Consider the following 25,764-nt stretch of genomic DNA (forward strand, 5'->3'; position numbering starts at 1 on the left):
ATATGATGATTAAAATTATCCACTGCCCAAACAATACCAGCACCTTTAACAGTTTCAAGGATAATCGCAGTAGGCTTGCCCTTAGTTTCCTTTGCCTTTGCAATGGCGTCTTTAATTGCATTAAAATCATGTCCATCTACTCTAATACTATTCCAGTGGAAACTTTGGAATTTTTCTTCAAAACTTTCCATGTTGTTTACCATTGAAGTAGGCCCATCTAATTGAATTTTATTGTTATCAACAAACAAAATTAAATTATCCAATTCTTTTTGTGCAGCAAACATAATTGCTTCCCAATTTTGACCTTCTTGAGTTTCTCCATCACCTACGATACAGTAAACATAATTATCCTTTCCGTCTAACTTATGCCCTAATGCAATACCTGCAGCAACGGATAATCCTTGACCTAAAGAACCTGTTGTTACATCTATACCTGGTGTTTTTGTTCTGTCACAGTGACTTGGTAGATTTGTATGAGGTTGGTTTAATGTTTTTAACCAATCCATTGGGAAAAATCCCTTTAATGCTAGTGTAGAATAAATAGCAGGCCCTGCATGTCCTTTAGAACATATTAAATAATCTCTTTCATCCCATGCTGAATTCTTTGGATCAATTTTCATTTCTCCGTCATATAATACTGCTAATAATTCAACAATAGACATTGAACCACCAAGATGCCCAAATCCTCTAGCAACAAGTTGTTCAAGTGTTTCTATTCTTATAGATGCCGCAAATTCTTTGAGTTCTTGCAATTTAGTTTCATTTAACATATTGTTACCCTCCTATGTTTTTTATGGTAATTCTCTTACCGCCATATAATTTATAAAAGCAACAATTATGCCAACTAAAATAATAGTAATATAGTCGTAATTCTAAATAGTTTTTCATATCTTTTTTATGTTTTTACCAATTATTGTATTTATTTATTCTCATTACTGGGAATTTTTTCCCATTATTTTTCATGTAATTTCCCTGTAATGAGAATTTCCCAATTACTTTTCTAAATAATATCTTTAGAATCGCTATGCAATAAATAAGCGTGGAACTTTTCTATCCACTAAAAAAAGCCCTCAAATTGAGAGCTTTCTAGACATTATAAAACAACCCCCCCATTTAATTGTAATAAAGACAATCAATTGGGGCTTGTAGAACTTCTGACCTTATTTCAGAATTATACGATATGCTAATTGTTTAAGCTGATACATCACTTTCCCATTTCCACGGATTTTTCTTTATAGCTTTATCTGCAAATGGTATGAAAATTGAAGCTATTGCAGATACTGCTAACAATTGCTGGTACCATAATAATGGAATTACTTGAAATGGTGATACAGCTCCATTTGTAAAACTTGCCACCATTAACATTTGAGCTCCATATGGAATCATACCTTGCATTATACAAGAAAAAGTATCTAATAAAGAAGCACTTCTACGTGGATCAACTTTATATTTGTTACACATTTCTTTTGCTACAGGACCATCTATAATTATAGAAACTGTATTATTAGCTATAGCTGCATCAGTTACTGCAACTAAAGCTGCAATACCAACCTCAGCAGACTTTCTGCTTTTAATTCTTTTCTGTATAGCCTCAATTATATATTGAAGTCCACCCTCTTTAGTAACCATATACGCAAGTCCACCTGTCATCATTGATACAAGGAAAATATCAGTCATACTAGTAAATCCGCTAAAAGTTTGCTGAGCAAAAGTTAATATAGTTAGATCTCCATAAGCAAGTCCAATAATACCTGAGAACACAAGTCCACCTGTTAATACAACGAAAACGTTCAATCCAGCTAGAGAAGCAACCAATACACCTATATATGGTAATACTTTTATAATGTTAAAATTAAATGATTGTATTTCAGTAATAGTTGTTGGTTTTCCAAATATTAATAGTAAAATAACAGTAAGAATAGCAGCTGGCACAGCTATGTATGCGTTTACTTTAAACTTATCTCGCATTTCACAACCTTGAGTTCTTGTTGCTGCAATTGTAGTATCAGATATAATAGATAAATTATCACCAAACATTGCTCCACCTACTACTGCTGCCATTGTTAATGGAAGATTAAGACCTGCTTTATCAGCTAACGCTACAGCTATTGGTGCAACAGCTACCAAAGACCCAACAGAAGTTCCTGTAGAAATTGATATAAATGCTGAAATAATAAATAATCCTGCTACTATATATTGCGCTGGTATATAAGTTAAGCCTAAGTTTACAGTAGAATCTACTCCACCCATAGCTTTAGAAACTCCAGCAAAAGCCCCTGCTAACAAATAAATAACACACATAATCATTATGTCATCTTGTCCACAACCTCTTATAAACTTCATAAACTTGTCATTTATTGTTCCTTTAAACATAATCATTGCAACTATAACACCACAGAAAATAGCTACTGGAGCTGGAAATTGATAAAATGCCATCTCAACACCTTTTGATTGTAAAATGATTCCACTACTTAAATAAACAACAATAAATACTAAAAATGGTATAAGTGCCTTTCCGTTTGCTTTTACTTTGTTTTCCATAATATATATACCTCCTATTTAATTTCCGCTTAGAGAATCCATTTCAAAGGTTTATTTACTTTGGATTCTCTATAGATAAAAGATTAGTTTTTTATCTTTTATCTACGGAATATTATGCATTTGTAAAATATTAAATCTTTTTAAGAGCTTCATCAAATTCGCGAATTATATCATTAATATCTTCTAGTCCAGTAGAAATTCTTAATAAACCTTTTGAAATACCTGCATCTTTAAGTTCTTGATCATTTAATGCCCTATGAGATGTTCTTGCTGGAAAAGATAGTGAAGTTGCAACTCCTGCAAGACTTGGGACAAATTTGATAGATTCTAGAGTGGCTATTATATCACAAACAGCTTTTTCTCCCCCTACTAAATCAACAGAGAGCATTCCTCCATAAAGTCCTTCCGTAAATAATTCTTTTGACATATCGCATGATTCTGATGAAGAAAGTCCTGGGTAATATACTTTTTCAACCTTTTCATGCTTGTCCAAAAACTCTGCTAACTTAAGAGCATTATCACTATGTTTTTTAACCCTTAGTTCTAAAGTTCTTAAACTTCTTATAAGTAACCAACTATCGAATACACTCATTGTAGGTCCATATAAACATCCTGTATGACTAATTTTTTCTATAGTTTCCTTATCTGAAACAACTATTCCAGCAGTCATATCGCTATGTCCACACAAATATTTTGTTCCACTATAAACTACAATATCTGCTCCAAGTGATAATGGCTTACATATAACAGGTGTAGCAAAAGTATTATCAATGATAAGTTTTGCATTATTTTTATGACATCTTTCACTTATATTTCTTATATCAACTACTTCCATCAAAGGATTTGAAATAGTTTCCATATATACAAGTTTAGTATTATCCTTAAAACACTCTTCTAATCTGTTCATATTTGTGTTAATGAAAGTAACTTCTACATTAAATTTAGCAAGTTGTTCTTTCAAAAATTGATAAGTTCCCCCATACAATACGTTTGCAGCAATGATATGATCTCCTGCTTTCACATGTGCTATAATACTCATAGCAATAGCTGCCATACCTGAAGAATAAACTTGAGCATCTTCTCCTTCTTCAACACTAGCCATTAATTCTTTTAAAGCGTCATGTCCTGGATTACTTATTCTTGAATAAATATATCCAGACTCTTCTCCACTGTATACTTTTTCTAATGAATCCACATCATCAAAAGAAAATGATGAACTCATATAAATTGGTAACGATTTAGGTGTTGAAATAGATTTAGAACTTTTTTCACCTACTCTAGCCAATTTTGTCATTATCCCTTTATTCATTTCGATCTCCCCATTCATTTTGATTGATATTATATTTTTTCATTCTATTAATTAATAAAGTATGTGTAGTCCCCAAAGCCTTTGCAGTTTTTCTAATTCCTTTGTTTTGATTTAAAGCATCTTCTATAATTTCTTTTTCTATTCCTTCTAAAGTTTCTTTTAGAGAAGTTGAATTACTTATTATTTTTTTATCAGTAACTTTGTTCAACCTAACATCTTGTTCTAGTATTGTTCCTGAATAGTTTAATGCTACGGCTCTTTCCATTACATTTTGAAGTTCTCTTACATTACCAAACCATTCATAGTTCAATAATTTTTTCATGGCGTTGGGTGCAACTTCAACTATTTTTTTATTATATTCTTTAGAAAATTCTCTTAGGTAATGCTCCACTAAAATTTTTATTTCTTCTCTCCTTTCTCTTAGTGGCGGAATTATAAGAGTGAAGATATTAATTCTATAAAATAAATCAAGTCTAAATTGATTTGATTCAACCATTTTGTTTAAATTTTTATTAGTTGCGGAAATAATCCTAACATTGATTTCTATTTCTTTATTACTTCCTAATTTTCTTATCTTTTTTTCCTGTAAAACCCTAAGTAGTTTTACTTGTAAATGAGTTGGCATTTCTCCAATTTCATCTAAAAATACTGTTCCCTCATTTGCTATTTCAAAAATTCCAATTTTACCTTTACTTTTTGCTCCAGTAAAACTTCCTGCTTCATATCCAAAGAGCTCGCTTTCTAATAGTTGATCTGGAATTGCTCCGCAATTTATCGCTACAAAAGGCATTGATGATCTATTACTTAAATTATGTATGGCTCTTGCAAATATTTCTTTTCCCGTACCGCTTTCTCCCATAATTAAAACAGGTGAATCTGACTGTGAAAATATTTTTGCATCATTTATAGCTTTAACCATTTTGTGATGTTTACCAATAATATCATCAAAAGTAATTCTATTATCATATCTTTTTTTGTTCAGTATCTCATTTATTCTTTTTGTATCTTGCAAAGTAATAATATACCCGCAGAAAACCTTATCATCACTAATTATGGAATTAATACTAATAAGATAATCTTTATTATCAATTTGTATTTCGAAATCTAGAACTTCATTATATTTCTTTACCTTCTGTAATGCTTTTTTTACTTTCATATAAGTTCCAGGTAATAAATCCCATATTTTTTTATTTGCAATTTCACTTCTTTCAATCATAAATACTTTCTGTAGTGCATACTCATTGATATATTTAAGATTTTCCTCTTTACCCAGTACAAGAATTCCTTGACGTACTGTGTCCATTATTGATTTTATTTCTATTTCTTTTTTTTCAACTGAAATCAAATTTATTTCTTTTATACTTTCTATACCATCTATATCTGATAACTCTTTTAATATCTTATTTTGTAATTTTGATTCTAGTTTAGCTATTTTCATATATACTATATGCGTATATACTTCCATCCATATTATATTTATTTTATATTTATAAAAAACCGAACATATGTCATAAGTCATATGAGGTCTATCTACCGATGTTTTTATTTCAAGCCGTAAAATCTCCATAAGTATCACGCCTACTTTCTTTGTTTTCATTTTCTCGAAAATACTTATTGTGCATAATATAGTAAACTACTCCAACAAATAACGCTCCACCTACTATATTTCCTATTGTCACAGGAATTAAATTCTTGAAAATAAAAGTTTGCCATGAAAGATTTATTCCTTGCTGGTTTCCAAGAATTATTCCAGAAGGTATAAAAAACATATTTGCAATGGAGTGTTCAAAACTATTAATTACGAATGCACCAATTACATATATATATCCCATAATTTTTCCCGAAACTTCATCAGATGATGCTCCAACTCTTACCGCTAAACACACCAAGAAGTTGCATAAAATACCTCTAAAAAAAGCTTGACTTGCAGTAAGATTTAATTTTGATTTTGTAATATTTATCATATAATCACTAATAGATTTATCGTTAAATATTCCTGTTCTAAAAATAATAAAAATCAAAACAATACATCCAACCATATTAGCAAAATAAACGATACCCCAATTTTTTAATAATTTACTGTAATTGTTTTTATTCTTATAAGTTGAAACTATATATAAGTTACTTCCTGTAAAAAGGTCACTCCCTGATAAAACTATCATTATTAATCCTAAACTAAAAACTATTCCAAATATCAATTTCGTAAATCCAACTCCAAAATAATTGGCCATATCCTGGCATACAGTAACTGAAGTTATTGCAGCTAAACCAACAAATGCTCCAGCTAAAATACCTCCAATAATCAGTTCCTTGTTCGATTTTTCTAAAAAACTAAAAGATTTTTCATATAATGTTTTTGTTATCTCTTGTGGTGTCTTCATTGTAATCAGCATCCTTTTAATCTCTGGTTATTTTTTAAATATAACCGATTCATTTAATAATTATATTAGCAACTTCTATGCCAACCTTCATTCTAAGCAATATCCCCCTTTCAGCAATATGTTAATTTGTATTTTGGTTTGTTTTTAAACCACTTTTAATTAATGACCATTTTACTACATTTCAAGTGGTTTAATTTTAACACAGTGGAATGATTTTATTCCATTGAATAATTTGGTATCTAACCGATAATACTAATACTAAAATTGTTAATATATAAAGGTGTTTATATGATTAAAACTATAAGAAAAAACAAAAATAGTACAAATCAAGAAAGTGAAGATAATGACTTGAAAATATCACTAAATCTGCTAGAAAACATTAATCATCTAGAAAAGACTTTTAATAACTGTACAGATATCGTGATTAGAAAATTATATATTGCAAGCAATCCAAAATATAAAGCTGCACTTATATATTTAGATGGTATGCTAAAAGAAGAGATTATTGAACTGGCCATCATAAATAAGCTAATTGAGAAAACAGATGATAAAACTAATAATCCTGGAATTAAAAAATATTGTCAATACCTACTTGGTATAAATGATAATAACATGCCACGCCAAATGAACATCACTTTTCAAGCTATATTAAACGGTAATGCAGTATTATTTATAGATGGTATTGATTCAGCAATCATAATTACCTTGAAAAACCCACCTGAACGAAATATTGTTGAACCACCCGTTGAAGGATGTATAAGAGGCCCTCGTGAAGGGTTTACTGAATCAATTAGAACTAATACGTGCCTACTAAGGAAAAAAATTAAAAACATTAATTTAAAATTAGAACACTTTACAATTGGGAAACAAACAAAGACAGATATTATAGTCGCATACTTATCCAACATTGCAAATGAAAAAATCGTTGAAGAAGTAAGACTAAGATTAAAAAAAATAGATATAGATTCTATACTTGATTCATCATATATAGAGGAATATGTAAAAGATGGTGGTATATTAAACATTTTTCCAACTGTATTTCGTACTGAAAAGCCAGATATCGCAGCCGGTAAACTTCTTGAAGGAAAAATTGCAATTATAACAGATGGTAGTCCCACTATTTTACTTGTTCCTTGTATTTTTATAGAACATATTCAAGCAGGTGAAGATTATTACAATAATTATGTAATAGCTACAATAGATAGAGGTTTCAGATTTGTATCATTCATTTTATCCTTATTACTCCCAGCATTTTGGGTGTCGATTAGCACTTTTCATCACGAACTCATTCCAACATCGTTGGTTGTAACTGTTGTAAAAGCAAGAAGCGGACTACCATTTCCAACATTAGTAGAAGCATTTTTTATGATGATAGCATATGAAATCATAAGAGAAGCTGGAATAAGAATGCCTGAACCATTAGGGCAGGCAATAAGTGTTGTAGGTGCTTTGGTACTTGGTCAGTCAGCAGTTTCAGCAGGATTAGTAAGTACTCCAATGGTAATAGTTGTTGCAGTTGCAGGAATTGCAACATATGCAATTCCTTCTATTGAGCTAACAAGGTGTTTAATAATCCCACGATATATATTTCTTTTTTTAGCTGGAACTTTAGGATTAATTGGATTACTTTCTGGGTTATTAGTATTATTAATATACCTAATATCTTTACGCTCATTTGGTGTACCTTATATTGCACCTTTTGCTCCATTAGTAGTAAATGAATTAAAGGATACAATTATAAGAGCACCTTTAAGTAAAATGAATAAACGTCCTACTTTGTTTACCTGGAAATATTCTTTACGAAGTAAATCAAAAAAATAACATTAATTGTTTTAAAAAGGAGCAATTATGAAAAAAATATTAATACTATTATTAATATCCATATTTTTAATACTGTGTGTTGGCTGTAGAACAGTAAAAAAAGATATTGAAAAATTAGCAATGGTTATGAGTACAGGATATGATTATGTATCAAACGATCAATACATGATTACTATACAAGTATTAAAAACAACTAAACAGCAAACAAGCGGAACACTTGAAGGTGGGGGAGAACAACCGTCAATTCCTTCAGATGTAGTTATATATACAAGTATTGGTAATACGATTAATGAAGCATTTGATAATTTAACGACAACACTAGGAGAAGAACCATATTTTGCTCATAATAAATTTATCATTATAGGAGAAAAACTTGCAAGTAACGGAATAGCATTAGTGGTTGATAGTGATTTAAGAGGCAATGAAATGAGACCTAATACTCCAGTACTCGTTGCTAAAGGTACAGCTTACGATATTATAAAAACACTGACACCTAATAATACTATTCCATCAATTGAAATAGAAAACATAATCAAACTTCAATCAGAAAAATCTTTATCCACTATGACTAACCTGAAACAATTATATAATGGTTTAGCAAATAAGACTAGTTCAATTTCAACAGGTGTTATATATCTTGAGAAAGCTAATGATATAGCTCATAGGGGTGAAATATTTAGAATAGAAGGTACTGCTATTTTTCAAGAAGATAAGTTAATAGGTTTTTTAAATAAAGAAGAAACTAAAGGATTATCATGGGTTAAAGGCAATGTACAGACTGGTGATATTGTAATCACTTCACCTGATAATAAAGATGATATAATTACACTTAAAATATTAAGTTCTAAAAGCAAAATAAAACCTATCATAAACGATAATCATTACTTAATAGAAATAATTATAAATGAACAAAGTGATATTGTAGGTATGACAGGTAAATATGATCCTATGAAAAACTATAAACTATTAGATACATTAGCAGAGGTTCAGAATGAGACCATAAAAAAACAAATAGAACTTACTATAGAAAAAGCGCAAAAAAAATATAAAGTAGACTTTTTTGATTTTGGAGAAATCATACACAGAAAATATCCAGAAACTTGGAATATCATAAAAGATGATTGGGATAAACTATTTCCGTATATAATTGTTAAAATAAAAGTTGATTCTACTTTAAAAAGACCTGGTTCTATCTCAAAACCGGCATATTAAGGGTCGCCTTAAAAATTAATTCCATTTTTCATTAAGAAATATGCAATCAAGAGTTTTAATTATGAAACTTTATTTACACATATACAAAATCTCAGGTATTAATGAGTTTTAGACTTGTATGATAGATAACATTATGTAAACTTAATTAATACATTGATAAAATAATGAATCTTCAACATTTTTTATCGATGTATTAATTATTAGTTGAAGTTGCTTATCTAAAATAATTAGTTGAATTAAAAACTCTATATGTTTTTTTAATGAAATATAGTGGAAGTTATTCTTAAACAATCCCTAAGGAGGATATATCATGAATTATAAAATATCTGCTTCCCAACTTTTTGCTGCAATGGTCTTATCATTAATGGGAAGTGCTGTTCTTTTCTTTTTAGGAGCCTCCGCAAGACAGGACGCATGGTTAGTTCTGATTTTTGGAATACCTGTTGGTATTATAGAAGTACTTATATATACAACATTATTCTATAAATATCCAGGAGATACACTTGTTATTTATATGCGTAAAATATTCGGTAATTATATAGGCACTATTATTTGCATTTTTTACATTTTAAGATTCTTCTATAATGGAGCAAGAATATTAAGAGAATTTGCAGAACTTACACTTATTGCTGTAATGCCTGATGCATCTCTATATTTAATAGCATTAATAGTTACTATCGCAGTATCATATGGAGCATATTCAGGAATCGAAAATATAGGCAGGTTAGCTCAAATTACTTTACCTTTTTATCTTTGTATATTCTTTATAGAATACGTTCTCCTTTTTATGACAAAGGGTATTGTTGAATTTCATAATCTGCAACCTATCTTTGAAGGAGGTATCAAGCCTATTTTAAAAGAAGTATTTCCTCTAGGTGTAGAATTTCCATATGGAGTAAGTGTTATCTATACAATGATATTCCCTTTTGTAAATGAGCCTAAAAAAGTAAGAAGAACATCAATATATACTATAATTTTTATTGGATTAGCATTATCTTTCAATACTATAATGATCATTTCTACACTTGGAGTAGATTTTGCTTCAACATCTCTTTTTCCATTACTTCAAACAATGCGATTTGTAAAAGTAGGATCTATTGATCGTATAGATATTTTGACAATCCTAACAATTATGGTAGGATTGTTTTTTAAAATAACTGTTCATTTGTATGCTGGAATAATCGGTACCGCACAGCTTTTTAATATGAAGAAAGATCCCAAATGGCTTGCTATTCCATTTGGGATTGGTATATATGTAACTTCAATGATTATTGCAAATAACTATCCTAAGCATCTATCAATTGGCATGAATGTAACTCCCTGGTATTTTTTCAACTTGTTTATAACTATTCCGGTTATTGCATTGATAATAGATTTTTTCAAAAATCGTCACTAAAGAGAATCCAATATGAAACTTTCTAATGTAAATTTTCTATTATCTTAGTTACCCATTTGCAAAAATCAATTATAAAAAAAGGTAATACTATCTTCTCTCCTTACTTTACTACGTCCTCTATCAAAAGATTAATCCTATTATCTTAAATCCAATTCTAAACCTTTCTCTCTTACTGAAGCCTTCCTTAACATATTTTTGGCAATTTTATTAACCTCTACTGCCGTATTTTCTTCATCAATATTAACCAATTTACCTTCTTCTACTACTACCTCACCATTAACCAATACCGTATTCACCATTTTGCTATCACCACTCATCACAACAACAGATACTGGATCATTTTGTCCTCCAGCCAACTCAAACTGATTCCAATCTATTAATACCATATCTGCTGCCATTCCAGGAGCTAAATATCCAATATCAGTTCTGCCTAGTACTTTAGCTCCACCTACCGTTGCCATTTCAAGAATTTTTTCAGCATTTGGACCTTTGTTTCCATATTGTAATTGATGCATTAAGTAACTTACTCTTATTTCACTTAACATATTTGAAGCGTTATTACTAGCTGCACCGTCAACTCCTATTCCTATATTAACTCCAGCGTCTATAAGATTAGGTACTCTACAAATACCAGAATTTAATTTCATATTAGAAATTGGACAATGAGCAATTCCTGTTCCAGTCTTTGCAAAAAGTTCTATATCCGAATCAGTTAGATGTACACTATGAGCAAACCACACTCTAGGTCCCATCCATCCTTTTCGATAAACGTATTCTGCTGGACGGCAATTAAACTTCTCCAAGCAATATTCAACTTCATCTTTACTTTCTGCTAAATGACTATGACACCCTACGCCGTATTTTTTCGCCATTTTCATACTTTCATCCCATAACTCAGGAACATCATACTCTGGCCAGCAAGGTGAAAGGTCCACTTGTAACATAGAAAATTTAGAGTTGTCATGATATGTTTTAATTAGTCTTTCACTATCGATCAAAATATCATCTACCGTTTCAACTAAGCTATCCGGTATATGACCTCCACCAATAGATAGACTTCCTCTTGTTGGTTGGAATCTAATACCTAGTTTTTGAGCAGCATTTATAGTAACATCAATTAATTTCTTGTCTGTACTTCTTGGAAAAGCATAATGATGATCCATTGAAGTTGTACAACCAGATTTTAAAAGCTCTCCTAACCCTATCAAAGCTCCCGCATCTGCCACTTCTGGAGTTATATCTTGGAAAATATTATATACAACTTTAAGCCATGGCATTAATGATAATTCATTAGCTACATGAATATTACGGACAAGAGATTGAAAACAATGATGATGCGTATTAACCATTCCTGGAATAATTATTTTACCTATAGCATCTATAATTTCATCCACATCTTCTTCAGAAATAAGATTTTTACCTAGGGCAACTATTTCTGCTCCATCAATTAAAACATCGCTTCTGCGTAATCTCCTTTTATCTTCATCCATAGTAATTATCCAATCAGCATTTTTTATTAATTTTTTACTCATACCTTTAACCCCCTAGTTTTTTATTTATACCTACTGTTGCTTAAATGTTAACAAGATATTTACAATTAGAAAACTACAATTGTAATACCATATCCTAGCTTAAAATGTAATCTATATTACATTAATCAAACTATTTCTTAAAGTAAATATTATAAAAAGCTACAAGTCTTATTATTAAAGACTTGTAGCTTCTTTTACATACTTTTACTATCTATTAAATTTTAATATTTATAAAAAAATAATTTTATATCTTATCTTTCATTTTCACTTGTATTTGACGATTTACAATTCTTATTAAGTTTTCTTCACATAATTCATTAATAAGCCTTGAAACAGTCACTCTTGAAGCACCAATAATTTTGGCAATCTCATATTGAGTGTATTTATACTTTATTTCAAACCATTCTTTCTCAACAATAGAATTATCATCTTTTGATCCATATAGAAGATCATATAACCTTTCTTTACAGCTTAAAAATAATATGCTTTCTTTATGTTTTGTTAATTTGATTATTATATTTGCAATATATTTCATAAATACAATTCTGAATTTTTCAGATGAATTTATTATTTCTATAAAAGTTTTTCTATTTACTTTATATATAACCGTTGGAACTTCTGTAACTGCGAAAATCCTGTCTGGAGTCTCAGTAATTAATGAGGCCGTACCGAAGAAATTATCATCTTCTAAAATTTGTATAACCCTCTCTTCACCTTCTATGCTCCAAATCCCCAATGTCACTTTTCCTTTTTAGATATAATATAAATATTCTGCAATATCACCTGGATTTAATATTACTTTATTCGAAGGATACTCTATTCTTTCTCCATGTATATGTATTAACGTTTTGGTCCCATCATCAAAATAATAATCTCCATATGGAAAATATTTAGAATCCAACATAATTTCTCCCCTTAATGTATATTTGGTCCCTCTCCTTAGACTATTCAATATTTAAGGTCCTTTTCTTTACAATTATATTTTATCATACTATTTACATGGTAATTAAGCAAATATTAAAAAAATATGTAAAAAATAGAGTTAGATTTAACAAATTTTTTACAATAAATTTGTTAAATCTAACTCTATAATCATTTTGCTAAAAGAAAAATATTAATTTACGGTTGCCAATATGTAAATCCATAAGCTGTTAAGGCAATACTAAATAATAATAATCCAACACCAATATTAGAAAAAACACTACTTTCAGCCAGACATGACATAAATGCTCCTACTGCCATTATCCCTATGCCTATTAACGCCATTTTTTTGCTTCTTTCTACTTTTTCTGCTGAAGCTTTATTCATATCCATTTACCTCCATTACGAATTTAGTTTTCTACAAGAAGATTTTGCTTATTATCCCCAAATTTCATTAATACTGTATAAATAACAACCCCCAAAATAATCCCATTTATTGGTGCAAACCCTACTTTAACTGTAAAGACTAATATTACTGATAAAATCCATGCAACCCATGCTTTTAAATTCCAATTTACGGTATTAGCATCATCTAATCTTTTATATTTACCTTTATTCAAAATATAGTAATCAGCAAACATTATCCCTGGAAGTGGTGGGACTAAATTTCCTAATGTCCCTAGAAATCCAAATAAAGGTCTAATTTGATAAGGTCTTGTTAACGTTAACAAAGCTGATATAATTAATATCATTATAATAGCTTTTTTCTTCTCAATATTTAATGCATTTGCTAAGTTTAAACCCGTAGAATATATATTACCTCCATTTGTTGTAAATATATTAGTTGTCATCAATATAAAACTAGGTATAACCAATCCCATTTTCAACAAGACATTTGTTAAATCGCTATCGTTCATAGCAAATGCTGTAATAGCACCACATGTAATCAATAAAGTATTTCCAACAACTAGTCCCACAAAGGAACTTAAAGCAGCTTCTTTTACATTTTTAGCATATCTCATAAAATCTGCATTACATGTTGAAGCAGCAAAAATCCATGTCCCTATTACAATAGTAAGTGCTGAACTTATACTCATCGGATTCTCCGGAACTATTGCCATAACTGCATTAAACCCGCCTGCAACTCCTGTAGCTTTCATAGCTGTGGCAATGCATAAAAATATAATAGCTGGAATAGCTACAAAACCCAGTACAGTTAGTGCTTGTATACCTATAATTGCAAATACTCCCATAACCAAGGCACTAATCATCATAGCTATATTTTCTCCTAATGCATTTAGATGTAATATTTGTGCTACTAAATGACCATAAACTGCTGCTTGAATTGTGTACCATCCAATATTTACTATAGGCACAAAAAATGATGCTACTCTAGAACCTTTTCTTCCAAAACTATATCTTGTTAAAAGTGCAAATGTAAGTCCAGTTTTACATGAAATAGTACTTATTAATATTGCAACAATACTCAAAAATAAATTTCCTATTATTGTAGTTATTATTATTTCTTTCATTGTCAGACCTGCTGCTAATCCTCCTCCCGCCAACATACTAGAAATCACAAAAACAAAACCTGTCCAAACCATGGTAATACTTAAAAAACTCTTTCTTTCATTTTCAGGTACAGCTTGAAGTTCAAAATCGTTGATAATTTCTTTTGCTTTTTCATTCATAATTTTTTCCTCCTTTATTTATAGAAATATATTCGGAAACCCTTAGGTATCCATATACCTGAATTCCAAGAGATTCTTTTATTATGCCCCCTCCTTTATTATTCCTCCCAGAAATTCAGCTAGAGCCTAAAATACTTGAAGTAAAAATAAAATTAATCATTATCTTCATAAAGAAAATTTTTTTCTAAGTGCCTATGTCAATGTAGTATGTTTGTATCAAGGAATAATTTGTAGTAATTTAAATCATTCTCTTAAATAATAATTTTTGGAAATGAATGCCCTAAAAAAAGAAGATGTTCTAAAAAAACAAACAAAAGAGTATTAGCCTTTGTTGACATAACCATTCATTGCTCACTAATTACAGTTAGTTTTATCTTATCCAAAATTACAACACATCCCTTGAGTTAATATTACCAAAAATACCTTTATTAGATAATCAAATCAGTTAAATGTAAACGTTATTTGCTTTGTAACATATATTACATATTTGCCAGCTTTACATAATAAAACTAATATAAAAAAGCATTAAACCCGTTTCCGAGTTTAATGCTGAAAGTTGGGTATTATAATTTTTCTTCTTTACTTTGTGCTATTAATACTAATTCAACTCTAATGTATTTTGCTAAACCAATAACTAACCTTATTTAAAGAACCTGACTATTCTATATACTTCTAGAACTGATATTGTCCAAATAGCAAATCCACCTGATAAACGACCTATAAAGGATATTTCTGGAGTTGTTAACTGAAATGTAATGTATCCGAAAATAAACATCCAAAATATCAAAAATAGTCCTCTAACAGGTTTGCCTAAAAACACATGCCCAGATCCTGGTACAAAAATAGCTGCAACTATTATCAACCAATTGAATATTTTTTCTTTTGGTTTTTTATTTATGATAATCATCCTCTCTTACTTATACGTTAATAACCTTCTGGTTTCGGCCAACATGAAGTACCACCAGCTATAAAAGAATCTTCCTCCAAAAACTTGCTTCTATGAAGAGTAAACCAAAGAGATGCTAATAGATAGAATGTGCACCCTGATACAATATTTATCCAATATCCAAAGTACATACCTATTAAGGTAGCTAGAGCAAGAACAATCAAAATTATAGCTGGAAGAGGATGTAATGGAGAAATATATCCTCTCTCAATGGTTCCCAGTGGATACATTTTTCTAAACTTAAACATCATATATGCCGTTAACAAGTACACCAATAATGCAGAAAAAATAGAAAATGTAATTACTTGATCTAATAAACCTGTAAATCCAAAAGCAATAGCTATTGGAAGAAGAAATACGATGGCACGATATGGAGTTTTATATTTAGGATGCAATACAGCAAAAATTCCTGGAATTAAAGTATCTTTAGACATTGAATACCATGCTCTACTTGCATCAGCAATGCATCCATTAGCACTTGCTAAACATGCTAAAAGTGTTCCTAAAAACAATGAATGAACAACAAATGGAATTCTTGTTGCAATAGCAGCATCAAAAAGAGGATAAACTGATTCAGCAAGATTACTAGAATGTACTAATCCTGAGCATACAAACCAAGTAATTGTTGCTCCTATCATCAATGTTACTAATCCAACAATAGCTCCTATAGGAAGTGAACGCCCTGTTGAACGACATTCTTCCGCTGCTAAAACAGTCCCTTCTATCCCAAGATAGAACCAACATCCAAACTGAAATGCTCCAAGTATTCCCATCCAACCATAAGGTAGTCCATTAGCAAATTCAGAAAGATTTAAAAGACTTTGAGAAGGTGAATAAAATTTTGTACTAAATAAAAGAATAAGAATTGTCATAAATGCAATACCTGTTAGTACAATATTTAAATTTAACGTGGCATGCATTCCCCTGTAATTGAGATATGTCAAAGCCAATAGACTCAAAACAATATATGGCAATGCCTGTACATCTGGACTTATTGTCTCTAAAATTTGTCCAACAACAAGGGCATCTGCTGCTTCAAGCATAACATACTCAAATACTAGCATTAACCCGATATTAAAAGCTGCAAGAGGACCCAAAAGATACTTTGCCATAGCATACTGTCCACCTGCTTCAGGTATAACAGATCCAATTTCTGTATTAATCATAATTAGTGATATATATAATATTCCCATTGTCCAACATGCAATAATTGAACCAAGAGAACCCCCTTTTACTATTGTAAAATTCCATCCCATAAACTGCCCTACTAGAACAATTCCTACACCTAATGCCCAAATATGCATTGGACCTAAAACCTTAGAAAGATGCTTTTGTTCCACAACTAAAACCTCCCGTTTTCAAACTTTACTTATTATTGATTTTTCTTTTTATTTTTAAGTATTTCTTTCTCGACACTTATAAAATCTGACGCTATTAAATATGCAAAGACAGCACATAACATCCATGCTACCCAATTCATAATACCCCAAAAACTCATTCTGCTCCTCCTTCACTATTCTATAATTGATTTTATTCTACTTCCACTTCGTCCTTATAGATGTGCTTAGTCAATTTTCTTAACCCCTTATCTGATTGTATTAGTATAAAGATTATATAAACTGTTAAACATAAAATAGTTACTGCAAAAGTAGAAGCATTAAATAAATATTTAATTCCACTGATATTTTCTCCTTTAAACAGCATAGCGCTTAAAAGTGTCCCAAAGCAAAGAATCATAATAAATAAAGTATCAAATAACTCTAAAAACATACCATTTCCTTTATCTTTTTTGTGTTTCATTTTTTCATCCCTTCTACAATTTAAATACTCAAATCGTGGTTATTTTCAGATACTGTAATTTCTTCCGTATATATTTGTGTACGATTTTTTCTAAGATGATTTACTACCGCCATTAAAGCTGCTATAGCAAAAGTTCCTGCTATTATTCCTATAAAAAATATTAAAGTTCTCACTGATTGATTTGCAACTACACTATTTATTTGCATCAATACATATATCAATATTGTCCACAAACCAATCATAAACAAGAAAATAATAGCACAATCTTGGTTATACATTTTCTTTATTTTCTTTTCCATTTAACACCACTCCAAAAATTTTATTACTAATTATTTTTAACTAATTTCGTTCTAGATATATTTTCAACTTTTTTTGTACTCATTTCATTAAAGAAAAGATTAAGTAGAATTGCTGAAAGACTTCCTGTTGTTATACCACTACTGAAAAACGTATTTACCCATTGTGGGAAATCATGATAAAACTCTGGTACTACGGTTGAAATCATAGATATTCCTATACTAACTGCCACAATTACGCCATTTTTACTTCCATCAAAATTTACCCTTCCAAGGGATTTCACTCCTGCTGCTATAACCATACCAAACATTATAAACCCAGCTCCTCCAAGAACTGGATAGGGAATAGATGTAACCACTGCACCCATCTTTGGAAATAATCCAAGACATACTAGTATACCTCCTGATGTTGCTACAACAAAGCGACTTTTGATACCTGTCAGACTAAGAAGTCCAACATTTTGAGCATAAACTGATTGTGGAAATGTGTTGAATATTGCAGCAATCATAGTTACAAACCCCTCCGACCTAAGTCCTCTTGCTAAACTTTTGTCATCCATTGGCTTTTCAACTATTTCATGAACAGTTACAATATTCCCTGTAGCTGCTGTCATAATTACCACCATAACTAGAATCATTGAAACAATTGCACTCACATCAAATCTAGGAAATCCAAAATGGAAAGGTATATTTACACTAATCCATGCTGCTTCCGAAACTGAAGAAAAGTCTGCCATTCCTGTGAATGTTGCAACGATAGTTCCAATAATTAAACCAAAAAGTATTGATAGATTTCCCAAAATCCCTTTTAAAAATTGCGATAAACACAAGATAATTCCTAAAACGAAAATTGCCATAAATATATTTTCACTACTAGCAAAATTAGGTGCTGCAACATTGCCCCCAGCGGACCATCTTACTGTTACTGGAATTAACGATAAACCAATAATAGTAATTACTGTTCCTGTTACAACATTAGGAAAGAATCTTATTAATTTTGCCCAAAATGGCGCCATTATAAAACAAAAGATACCTGCAATAAAAACTGATCCAAATATAGTAGTAATTGCAGTCATTGGTTCTCCTTTATACGTACTAGCTATAGCTACCATAGCATTAATACCAGCAAAACTAGCCCCTTCTACCATAGGTATCTTACCACCAATAAATTTACCAAAACCTAATGATTGAATCAACGTAGCAATCCCTGCTATAAATAAGTCTGCATTAATCAAAAATATAATTTCTTCATTTGATAATCCTGCTGCATTCCCTACTATTAGCGGTATTGACACTGCACCAGAACACATGATTAAAATATGCTGAAATCCAAAAATCAACATCTGTTTAAAAGGAAGTACCTCATCAACAACCGCTACTTTTTTATCAGTTTTATTACTCATTTTATCGCCCCTCTAATTTTTATTTCTACATATAATCAATTATATTAATTTTTGTTTTTACGAATCCCTCCTTATTTTTTATATTTCTAACTATAATTCCGGATATTAAATTTTATTACCTAATTTTAAAAATTCGACTAACTAGTCAGTCAATATATTATATATGATATATTTTTCATCTTTATTTGTCAATATTAATTAACAAAATATTCTAAAAAATTATTTGAATTATTGCTCTGTTTTAAAATTTAATATTATAATAAAAAAACATTCAAAAAATTTATATTTTTGAATGTTTTATATTTAATTTATTTTTACTTAGTACAATTAAATCATATATTTTCTATGATAAAAAAATCATTTATACCGCATTTCCATTAAAATCATATGTTCACACATATCAAAATACTCATCTAAATCAAATACATCTGGTTTATTTAAATATTGCAGTGAAGCACCTATCATCATAGACACCATTACAGCAGAAATATTTTTCAACTTCTCTTCATTTATTCCATCTAAAAATGGACTTAAAGTGTCAAATATATGTTTTCTCCAAGTATCATATGTTTCTGTAAATAAATTTTTAGCATCCTCATTTACTATACCAAATTGCCAAAAATCAAATTGTACACGATCACATTTTTTATTATTTAAAATGATATCTTTTTTTTGATCAAAAAAAACATTGATTTTACCATGTATTGTATCTTCACTATTTTCCACAAATTCCTCTCTGTCCTTGGAAAATTTCTCTTGCATTCTAGAGTACATTTCTAACATCAAATCTTTTTTTGTTTTAAAATGATAGTGGAGATTTGATTGTGCAACCCCTGCTTTTTCAGCAATTAAGTGCATTCTCGTACCGCTGATTGTATTTTCTGAAACAACATCTAAAGCTGCATCTAATATATTTTCTTTAACTGTATTTTTTTTCATAAAAACAAAACCTCCGTACAATAATAATAATATACAACATTACAAAAAACAAGTGCTAAGCATTTCTTAAACATATTATAAAGGCTATTTTTATAAAATAAAAACAGCCTTTATAATATGTTATTTAACCTATTCTATTCCATAATTTTTTTGAAGATATCTTAGCTTCAGCACATATTTTTTCTTCATCTAAAACTGTCTCATAATTTCTTAATTTCGCTTGTCCATCACACCATACATTCCTTGGATGAAAACTATTAAATACTCCATCAAAAATATGTCCCCATATATTGTTTTCTGACATTTCCGTTGGTGCGTGATAATCAACGGATAAAAAATCTGCCTTATATCCCTTTTCTAATCTTCCTAATTTTATACCTAATATAATAGAAGCATAATCATAACTATTTCTCACACAATTTAGTATGTCTTCATAACTAAACCACCATGGTGATTTTGTTCTTAAGTGCATTGCAAATAAAGTATTTCTAATGTCTGAGGCAATATTGGTTCCTAAAGAATCATTTCCTATAATAGTTCTTATTCCATATCTTTTTAACAATCTATAATCTGGAATACCATTCCCTGTATTCAAATTAGATGTAACATTTATTGCTGCTGTACAACCGTATTTTGCCATAAGAGCAGCCTCTTTTTCATCTATGTTTACACAATGTGCAAATAGAGAATTTTCATTTACAAGTCCAAAATCAACAAACCGTTCTACAATTCGTTTACCATAACGAGCAATTGATTCAGTTTGATCTTCCAAACTTTCAGCTATATGTACGTGTAAAGGTATGTTCCCTATTGATTCAGAAATTTTTGATAATGTCTCATCAGAAACTGATAAGGATGCATGTACACCAAACATTGCAGCATGTTTTTCACTTTTACCTTTATTGTTAAAATTTACATTTTCGCTTATACAATCATTTATATCGAAACGATCACTGGTTTCAAAACAAAATACTCCACGAAGTCCTGCTTCATCTACCCATGCTTTTTTCAATTGATCTAATGTACCTGCAATATTAACTCCACTAGCATGATGATCAAAAAGAGTAGTTACCCCACATTTTATGTGATCCACAGACATTACTTTACCACTGTGATAAGTTGAATCTAAATCAAGTCCTCCATCAATTTTCCAATAAACTTGTTCTAAATGCTCTTTAAAGTTCATAGGTGAACACGGTGAAAAATTACAACCTCTCATAAAGGCACCATACATATGACCATGTCCAACAATTAAACCTGGTAATATAAGTGACCCCTTAATATCAACTACTTCTTCATATTCGCCACTAAAACCATATTTTTCCATTGAACCTACATCAATAATACTGTCATCAAATAAAATATATTGATTTTCTTTATACTTATAAAAATCATAGATAGTTGCATTAATTATTGCTTTCATAGAATCCCTCCTACATCTTTTATAAACAACAAAAGATCTGAATTTTATAGACTGATTAATCAATCTATAAACTAATAGTATCTTTTTTTTTCTTCTTTGTCAATATACATTGGTTAGCGCCTTCTTTAAAATTCAATAAAATTTTCAATTATGCTTTATAAAGATACACTTATCCGTTTCCCTAAATAGAGCGCGTAATAAAAGCACAAATCACTTTTGAGCGGTTTGTGCTTTATTGATATATAAAAACAAATTATAAGTTTAATATTTTACATTAATTATTCTGCAACATTTACAGAAACTTTAGCATCTTCTACTTCAGTAACAGACTTTTCCTTCTGTTTTGGTAAAATTAAATTTAATATAGCTCCAGTAATTGCTGTTCCAGGAATACCTTCTAATAAAACAGCTACATAGAATGGATATGCCTCTAATGCACCAGGAGTAAATTTAAATCCTAATCCTACCGCTAATGAAATAGCTAATATTAGTGTATTTCTTTCATTTAAATCTCCCTCATTTATGATTTTTATTCCTGTAGTTGCAATCATTCCAAATATAACTATTGTAGCACCGCCTATAATACTTGTTGGAATCAAAGTCAAGATAGCACTTAATTTAGGTACAAGTCCTAAAACTGTAATAAAAATACCAGCTATTCCAACTACATATCTACTTGCAACACCTGTTACACCTATAAGTCCTATATTACCACTATATGAAACTGCTGGTATGAAGTTAAACATTGCTGCTATAGCACTTGAAAAACCATCACAAGAAATTCCTTTTGAATATTCTTCTTGTGTTGGTTGTCTATTAGCCGCCATCATTGCACAACCTGTTGTATCGCCAATAAATTCAACTACCGCTACTATATAGCAAATACCTACAATTAGTATAGGAGTCAATTTAAACTCAAGACCATATTTGAAAGGTTGAGGTATGCTTACCCAAGATGCATTTGCAACACTACTAAAATCAACCATTCCTAAAGCTGTAGCTATAATAAAGCTAAACAACATCCCCATTAATACTGAAGCAGCCTTAAAGAATCCTTTACCAAATCTATTAAAAATAATAATTACTACTAAAGTTAAACCGGCTAAAGCATAGTTTTGCCATTGTCCATAAGTAGGTGAACCTACCCCACCTGCTGAGTACTTAATTCCAACTACCATCAAAGATATACCTATAACTGCAACTGTTGCTCCTGTAATAAATGTTGGAAAAATCTTTCTTAATACTTTAATACTCGCTGGCCCTACAAATCCAACTATTAATCCACAAACTAAACTTGCTCCAAGAAAAGAAGCATATCCATATTCATTTGATAGTGCAATACATGGTCCTACAAAAATAAATGTAGCTCCCATAATTATTGGCAATCTATTACCTACTGGTCCTACTCCAAAAGACTGTATCATTGTACCAATACCTGCTGTAAAAAGAGAACATTGTAATAAAAATGTTATACCCATTTTATCAAAACCTATTGCTCCACCAACTATCAAAGGAACTGCTACCGTTGCTGCAATAAATAAGATAACATGTTGTAAACTCAAAGCTACCGCTTCTTTTACTGGTGGCATATCTGTTAATCCATACTTAGCTTGTTTACTCATAATACTATCTCTCCCTTTTTTCGAAAATTCAATCAATTCAAATTATACTTATACTAAGGTATTTATTTTATTAGCACTCAAATTATGTAATTCTATTCTTAATTTTTAACATGTTAACTCATAATTTATGTTAAATATAATAGGTTGTTAGGATGTAAAATATAGTTGTTTTTAAATATCATACATCCTAATTATAACATTTATCTACTTAAACTAAAGTTCATTGAATTTATTATTTCTTTTCATTCTTATATTTATTTACTTTGTTCTTCTATTGCTTTAAGTACTCTTTCAGGAGTTGCTGGTATTTCTCTCATATTAGTTCCTAATGCGTTATTTACAGCGCTTATTACTGCAGCTGCTACTGGTACAGTTGCTATTTCTCCTATACTCTTAGCTCCATAAGGTCCTGGTTCTGCCCCTTCTTCGACTAATCCAACTTTAATTTTTGGCATCTGGTTTGCTCTAAATATTGGATATTTCTTTGTATGAGCATTCTTAACTTTACCCGTGTCAGGATCTAATACAAGTTCTTCAGTTAGTCCATAGCCTAACCCCATTTGTATTCCACCTTCAATCTGACCTTCTACCATTAGTGGATTTATTGCTTTTCCCACATCGTGAACTGCAACAAATTCAACTACTTTAACCTTTCCTGTTGTAATATCAACTTCAACTTCTGCAAAGTCTGCAGCATATGAACCTGTATTACAATCAGAATAATGTGTATTACAAACTTTTAACTCTCCTATGCAGATTTCTTGTTGAGCATATATTGCTATTTCTTCAAAAGAAACATTTTTGTTTTCATCTTTAGCAGAATAAGCATACTCGTACCCAATCTTCACATCTTCTTTAGGTATTTCTAACATTTGACTTGCAACTTCAATTATTTTTTCTCTCATCTTCTCAGCAGCAACCTTAGCAGCTCTACCACTTACCCAAGTACCACGACTTGAGAAAGTACCTAAATCGAAAGGTGTTATTTTTGTATCAGATTCCACTAATTCTATCGAATTAGGCTCTACACCTAATACTTCACCTGCTATTATTAACAATGCTTGTCCTATGCCTTGTCCAATGTCTTGATTTCCTGTGAACAAGATAAACTTACCATCTTCTGTCATTTTAATTTCTATAGTTGTACAATCTATGTGTTTTGGGAACATTCCGTTTCCATGAACACCTGTTGAAAATCCTATACCTCTTTTTATATTACCTTCACTTTTTACATTTTTCTTTTTATTTTCCCAATCAAATAATTCTAACCCTTTATTAAGACAATCAACTACTCTTGCATTTCCAAATGTTCCTCCTCTAGGGTGTTTTCCATATGGTCTTGCCAAGTTATCTAATTTAAACTTTACTGGGTCTATATTCAATTCTTTTGCTACTTCTTCCATATGCATTTCTAATGGTGTTAATACTTGAGGAGATCCATACCCTCTCATTGCACCTCCCATAGGTGAATTAGTATAAACTCCTGTTCCTTCAAAAGTTACATTTTGAGCAGAATAAAGCATCATACATTTAGCACTCATACCACCTAATACATTTAAGGTAGTAGTAGCATATCCACCTGCATTAAGCATAGCATCATACTGTATAGTAGTAAGTGTCCCATCTTCCTTATGCCCTGTTTTAACTTTAACTATTGCTGCATGTCTAGTTCTACTTGAAACCATACATTCATTTCTTGTTTGTTCCATCATTACAGGTCTACCTACAACAATAGCAAGATGAGCTGCAGCTGGTTCTAATACAGCTTCATTCTTTCCTCCGAAACCGCCTCCTACAACTGGTTTTATTATTCTTATTCTATTCATAGGAATACCTAAAGATTCAGAAAGTATTACTCTGTATGCATATATATTTTGTGCACAAGTCCATATTGTAAGATTTTTACCATCCCAATCTGCTAATGCAGAATGTGGTTCCATAGCATAATGATGTACCATTGGTGTTTTGTATTCATGTTCAAATATATACTCTGCTTCTTCAAATCCTTTTTCAGTATCTCCTACTTTTGCTACAACATTACCTAATAAATTACCTTTTTCGTGTATCTTAGGAGCATCTTCTTTTAATGCTTCTTTAGGATCGATAACCACATCATATTCTTTATATTCTATTTTTATTAGTTTTAATGCTTTGGCTGCAATTGCTTCACTTGTTGCTACAACTGCCCCTATTCTATCACCATAAAATCTAACTTTATCATTAAAAATCATTTCATCAAAGTCCATACCTTTATGTCCTTTAAAACGATATCCTGTATTAAACTTCTTTTTTGGAGAATTAAAAGGTGTAGCAACATGTAAAACACCTTCCATTTTTTCCGCCTCGCTAGTATCCATGGATAAAATTTCTCCATGCCCTATTGTACTATATATCATTTTAGCATATACCATACCATCTAATTTAATATCAGTTGTATATTTAGCTTTACCTCTTACTTTGTCAATAGCATCTTGCATAGGATAATTTTCGCCAACATATTTATAGCCTTCTTTTCTATTCATATTCACACC

General features: G+C 30.4%; 23 protein-coding genes. 3 read left to right on the top strand and 20 right to left on the bottom strand.

Translation table 11 applies throughout. From position 1 onward, the window contains the following. The 5 genes from ACQ3F0_RS21055 to ACQ3F0_RS21075 all read right to left on the bottom strand — a co-directional run. The coding region (locus ACQ3F0_RS21055; RefSeq protein ID WP_428867695.1) for a transketolase at nt 1–770 on the bottom strand (770 nt) is incomplete at its 3' end. Nucleotides 771–1,191: 421 nt separating this feature from the next. Continuing rightward, nucleotides 1,192–2,541 carry a Na+/H+ antiporter NhaC family protein gene (locus ACQ3F0_RS21060; protein ID WP_428867696.1) on the bottom strand — a complete coding sequence of 450 codons (1,350 nt, stop codon included), beginning with the start codon at nt 2,539–2,541 and terminating at the stop codon, nt 1,192–1,194. A 130-nt stretch (nt 2,542–2,671) separates the two neighbouring features. Then, nucleotides 2,672–3,850: a trans-sulfuration enzyme family protein gene (locus ACQ3F0_RS21065; protein ID WP_428867697.1), complete on the bottom strand. Its 1,179-nt coding sequence runs from the start codon at nt 3,848–3,850 to the stop codon at nt 2,672–2,674. After that, complete coding sequence (locus ACQ3F0_RS21070) at nt 3,843–5,417, bottom strand: sigma-54 interaction domain-containing protein (RefSeq protein ID WP_428867698.1); 1,575 nt, start codon at nt 5,415–5,417, stop codon at nt 3,843–3,845. Before ACQ3F0_RS21070 ends, ACQ3F0_RS21065 begins: the two co-directional genes overlap by 8 nt. Beyond that, entirely contained in the window at nt 5,398–6,231 is an 834-nt protein-coding gene (locus ACQ3F0_RS21075) for a formate/nitrite transporter family protein (RefSeq protein WP_428867699.1), read from the bottom strand. Before ACQ3F0_RS21075 ends, ACQ3F0_RS21070 begins: the two co-directional genes overlap by 20 nt. A 288-nt stretch (nt 6,232–6,519) precedes the next feature. On the opposite strand from ACQ3F0_RS21075, the gene ACQ3F0_RS21080 reads away from it, so the two are divergent. The 3 genes from ACQ3F0_RS21080 to ACQ3F0_RS21090 all read left to right on the top strand — a co-directional run bounded on the left by ACQ3F0_RS21080 (nt 6,520) and on the right by ACQ3F0_RS21090 (nt 10,660). Continuing rightward, on the top strand, nt 6,520–8,052 hold the full coding sequence (locus ACQ3F0_RS21080; protein WP_428867700.1) for a spore germination protein: 1,533 nt from the start codon (nt 6,520–6,522) through the stop codon (nt 8,050–8,052). Between the two features lie 27 nt (nt 8,053–8,079). Further along, nucleotides 8,080–9,264 carry a Ger(x)C family spore germination protein gene (locus ACQ3F0_RS21085; protein ID WP_428867701.1) on the top strand — a complete coding sequence of 395 codons (1,185 nt, stop codon included), beginning with the start codon at nt 8,080–8,082 and terminating at the stop codon, nt 9,262–9,264. A gap of 310 nt (nt 9,265–9,574) precedes the next feature. Next, the gene (locus ACQ3F0_RS21090; protein WP_428867702.1) at nt 9,575–10,660 is read left to right on the top strand and encodes a GerAB/ArcD/ProY family transporter; all 1,086 of its coding nucleotides are present in this window, start codon (nt 9,575–9,577) and stop codon (nt 10,658–10,660) included. A 137-nt stretch (nt 10,661–10,797) separates the two neighbouring features. Here ACQ3F0_RS21090 and ACQ3F0_RS21095 read toward each other — a convergent pair whose 3' ends face one another. From ACQ3F0_RS21095 to ACQ3F0_RS21165, 15 genes are all read right to left on the bottom strand, one after another. After that, the gene (locus ACQ3F0_RS21095) at nt 10,798–12,192 is read right to left on the bottom strand and encodes an amidohydrolase family protein (RefSeq protein ID WP_428867703.1); all 1,395 of its coding nucleotides are present in this window, start codon (nt 12,190–12,192) and stop codon (nt 10,798–10,800) included. A gap of 244 nt (nt 12,193–12,436) precedes the next feature. Next, the gene (locus tag ACQ3F0_RS21100) at nt 12,437–12,934 is read right to left on the bottom strand and encodes a Crp/Fnr family transcriptional regulator (RefSeq protein ID WP_428867704.1); all 498 of its coding nucleotides are present in this window, start codon (nt 12,932–12,934) and stop codon (nt 12,437–12,439) included. 9 nt (nt 12,935–12,943) lie between these two features. After that, complete coding sequence (locus tag ACQ3F0_RS21105) at nt 12,944–13,096, bottom strand: hypothetical protein (protein ID WP_428867705.1); 153 nt, start codon at nt 13,094–13,096, stop codon at nt 12,944–12,946. A gap of 215 nt (nt 13,097–13,311) precedes the next feature. Further along, nucleotides 13,312–13,500, bottom strand: a complete 189-nt coding sequence (locus ACQ3F0_RS21110) for a hypothetical protein (RefSeq protein WP_428867706.1) — start codon at nt 13,498–13,500, stop codon at nt 13,312–13,314. A 23-nt stretch (nt 13,501–13,523) separates the two neighbouring features. Continuing rightward, a complete protein-coding gene (locus tag ACQ3F0_RS21115; protein WP_428867707.1) occupies nt 13,524–14,804 on the bottom strand; it encodes a cytosine permease in 1,281 nt (426 codons plus the stop codon). 640 nt (nt 14,805–15,444) lie between these two features. Further along, on the bottom strand, nt 15,445–15,711 hold the full coding sequence (locus ACQ3F0_RS21120) for a hypothetical protein (RefSeq protein WP_428867708.1): 267 nt from the start codon (nt 15,709–15,711) through the stop codon (nt 15,445–15,447). Between the two features lie 17 nt (nt 15,712–15,728). Further along, nucleotides 15,729–17,090, bottom strand: a complete 1,362-nt coding sequence (locus ACQ3F0_RS21125; RefSeq protein ID WP_428867709.1) for an APC family permease — start codon at nt 17,088–17,090, stop codon at nt 15,729–15,731. A 32-nt stretch (nt 17,091–17,122) separates the two neighbouring features. After that, complete coding sequence (locus tag ACQ3F0_RS21130) at nt 17,123–17,248, bottom strand: hypothetical protein (protein ID WP_428867710.1); 126 nt, start codon at nt 17,246–17,248, stop codon at nt 17,123–17,125. A gap of 32 nt (nt 17,249–17,280) precedes the next feature. Next, nucleotides 17,281–17,550: a hypothetical protein gene (locus ACQ3F0_RS21135; protein WP_428867711.1), complete on the bottom strand. Its 270-nt coding sequence runs from the start codon at nt 17,548–17,550 to the stop codon at nt 17,281–17,283. Nucleotides 17,551–17,570: 20 nt separating this feature from the next. Next, nucleotides 17,571–17,849, bottom strand: coding sequence for a hypothetical protein (locus ACQ3F0_RS21140; RefSeq protein WP_428867712.1), 279 nt, complete (start codon nt 17,847–17,849; stop codon nt 17,571–17,573). A 26-nt stretch (nt 17,850–17,875) separates the two neighbouring features. Further along, nucleotides 17,876–19,249, bottom strand: coding sequence for a nucleobase:cation symporter-2 family protein (locus tag ACQ3F0_RS21145; protein WP_428867713.1), 1,374 nt, complete (start codon nt 19,247–19,249; stop codon nt 17,876–17,878). A gap of 357 nt (nt 19,250–19,606) precedes the next feature. Then, nucleotides 19,607–20,188 (bottom strand): TetR/AcrR family transcriptional regulator, encoded by a 582-nt coding sequence (locus ACQ3F0_RS21150; protein ID WP_428867714.1) that lies wholly within the window; start codon nt 20,186–20,188, stop codon nt 19,607–19,609. Between the two features lie 124 nt (nt 20,189–20,312). Further along, nucleotides 20,313–21,611 carry an amidohydrolase family protein gene (locus ACQ3F0_RS21155; RefSeq protein ID WP_428867715.1) on the bottom strand — a complete coding sequence of 433 codons (1,299 nt, stop codon included), beginning with the start codon at nt 21,609–21,611 and terminating at the stop codon, nt 20,313–20,315. Nucleotides 21,612–21,889: 278 nt separating this feature from the next. Beyond that, the gene (locus ACQ3F0_RS21160) at nt 21,890–23,233 is read right to left on the bottom strand and encodes a uracil-xanthine permease family protein (RefSeq protein ID WP_428867716.1); all 1,344 of its coding nucleotides are present in this window, start codon (nt 23,231–23,233) and stop codon (nt 21,890–21,892) included. Between the two features lie 254 nt (nt 23,234–23,487). Next, the gene (locus ACQ3F0_RS21165) at nt 23,488–25,755 is read right to left on the bottom strand and encodes a xanthine dehydrogenase family protein molybdopterin-binding subunit (RefSeq protein WP_428867717.1); all 2,268 of its coding nucleotides are present in this window, start codon (nt 25,753–25,755) and stop codon (nt 23,488–23,490) included. Nucleotides 25,756–25,764 lie beyond the last annotated feature (9 nt).

The sequence above is a fragment of the Clostridium sediminicola genome (assembly GCF_050402865.1).
Lineage (GTDB): Bacteria > Bacillota > Clostridia > Clostridiales > Clostridiaceae > Clostridium_AF > Clostridium_AF sediminicola.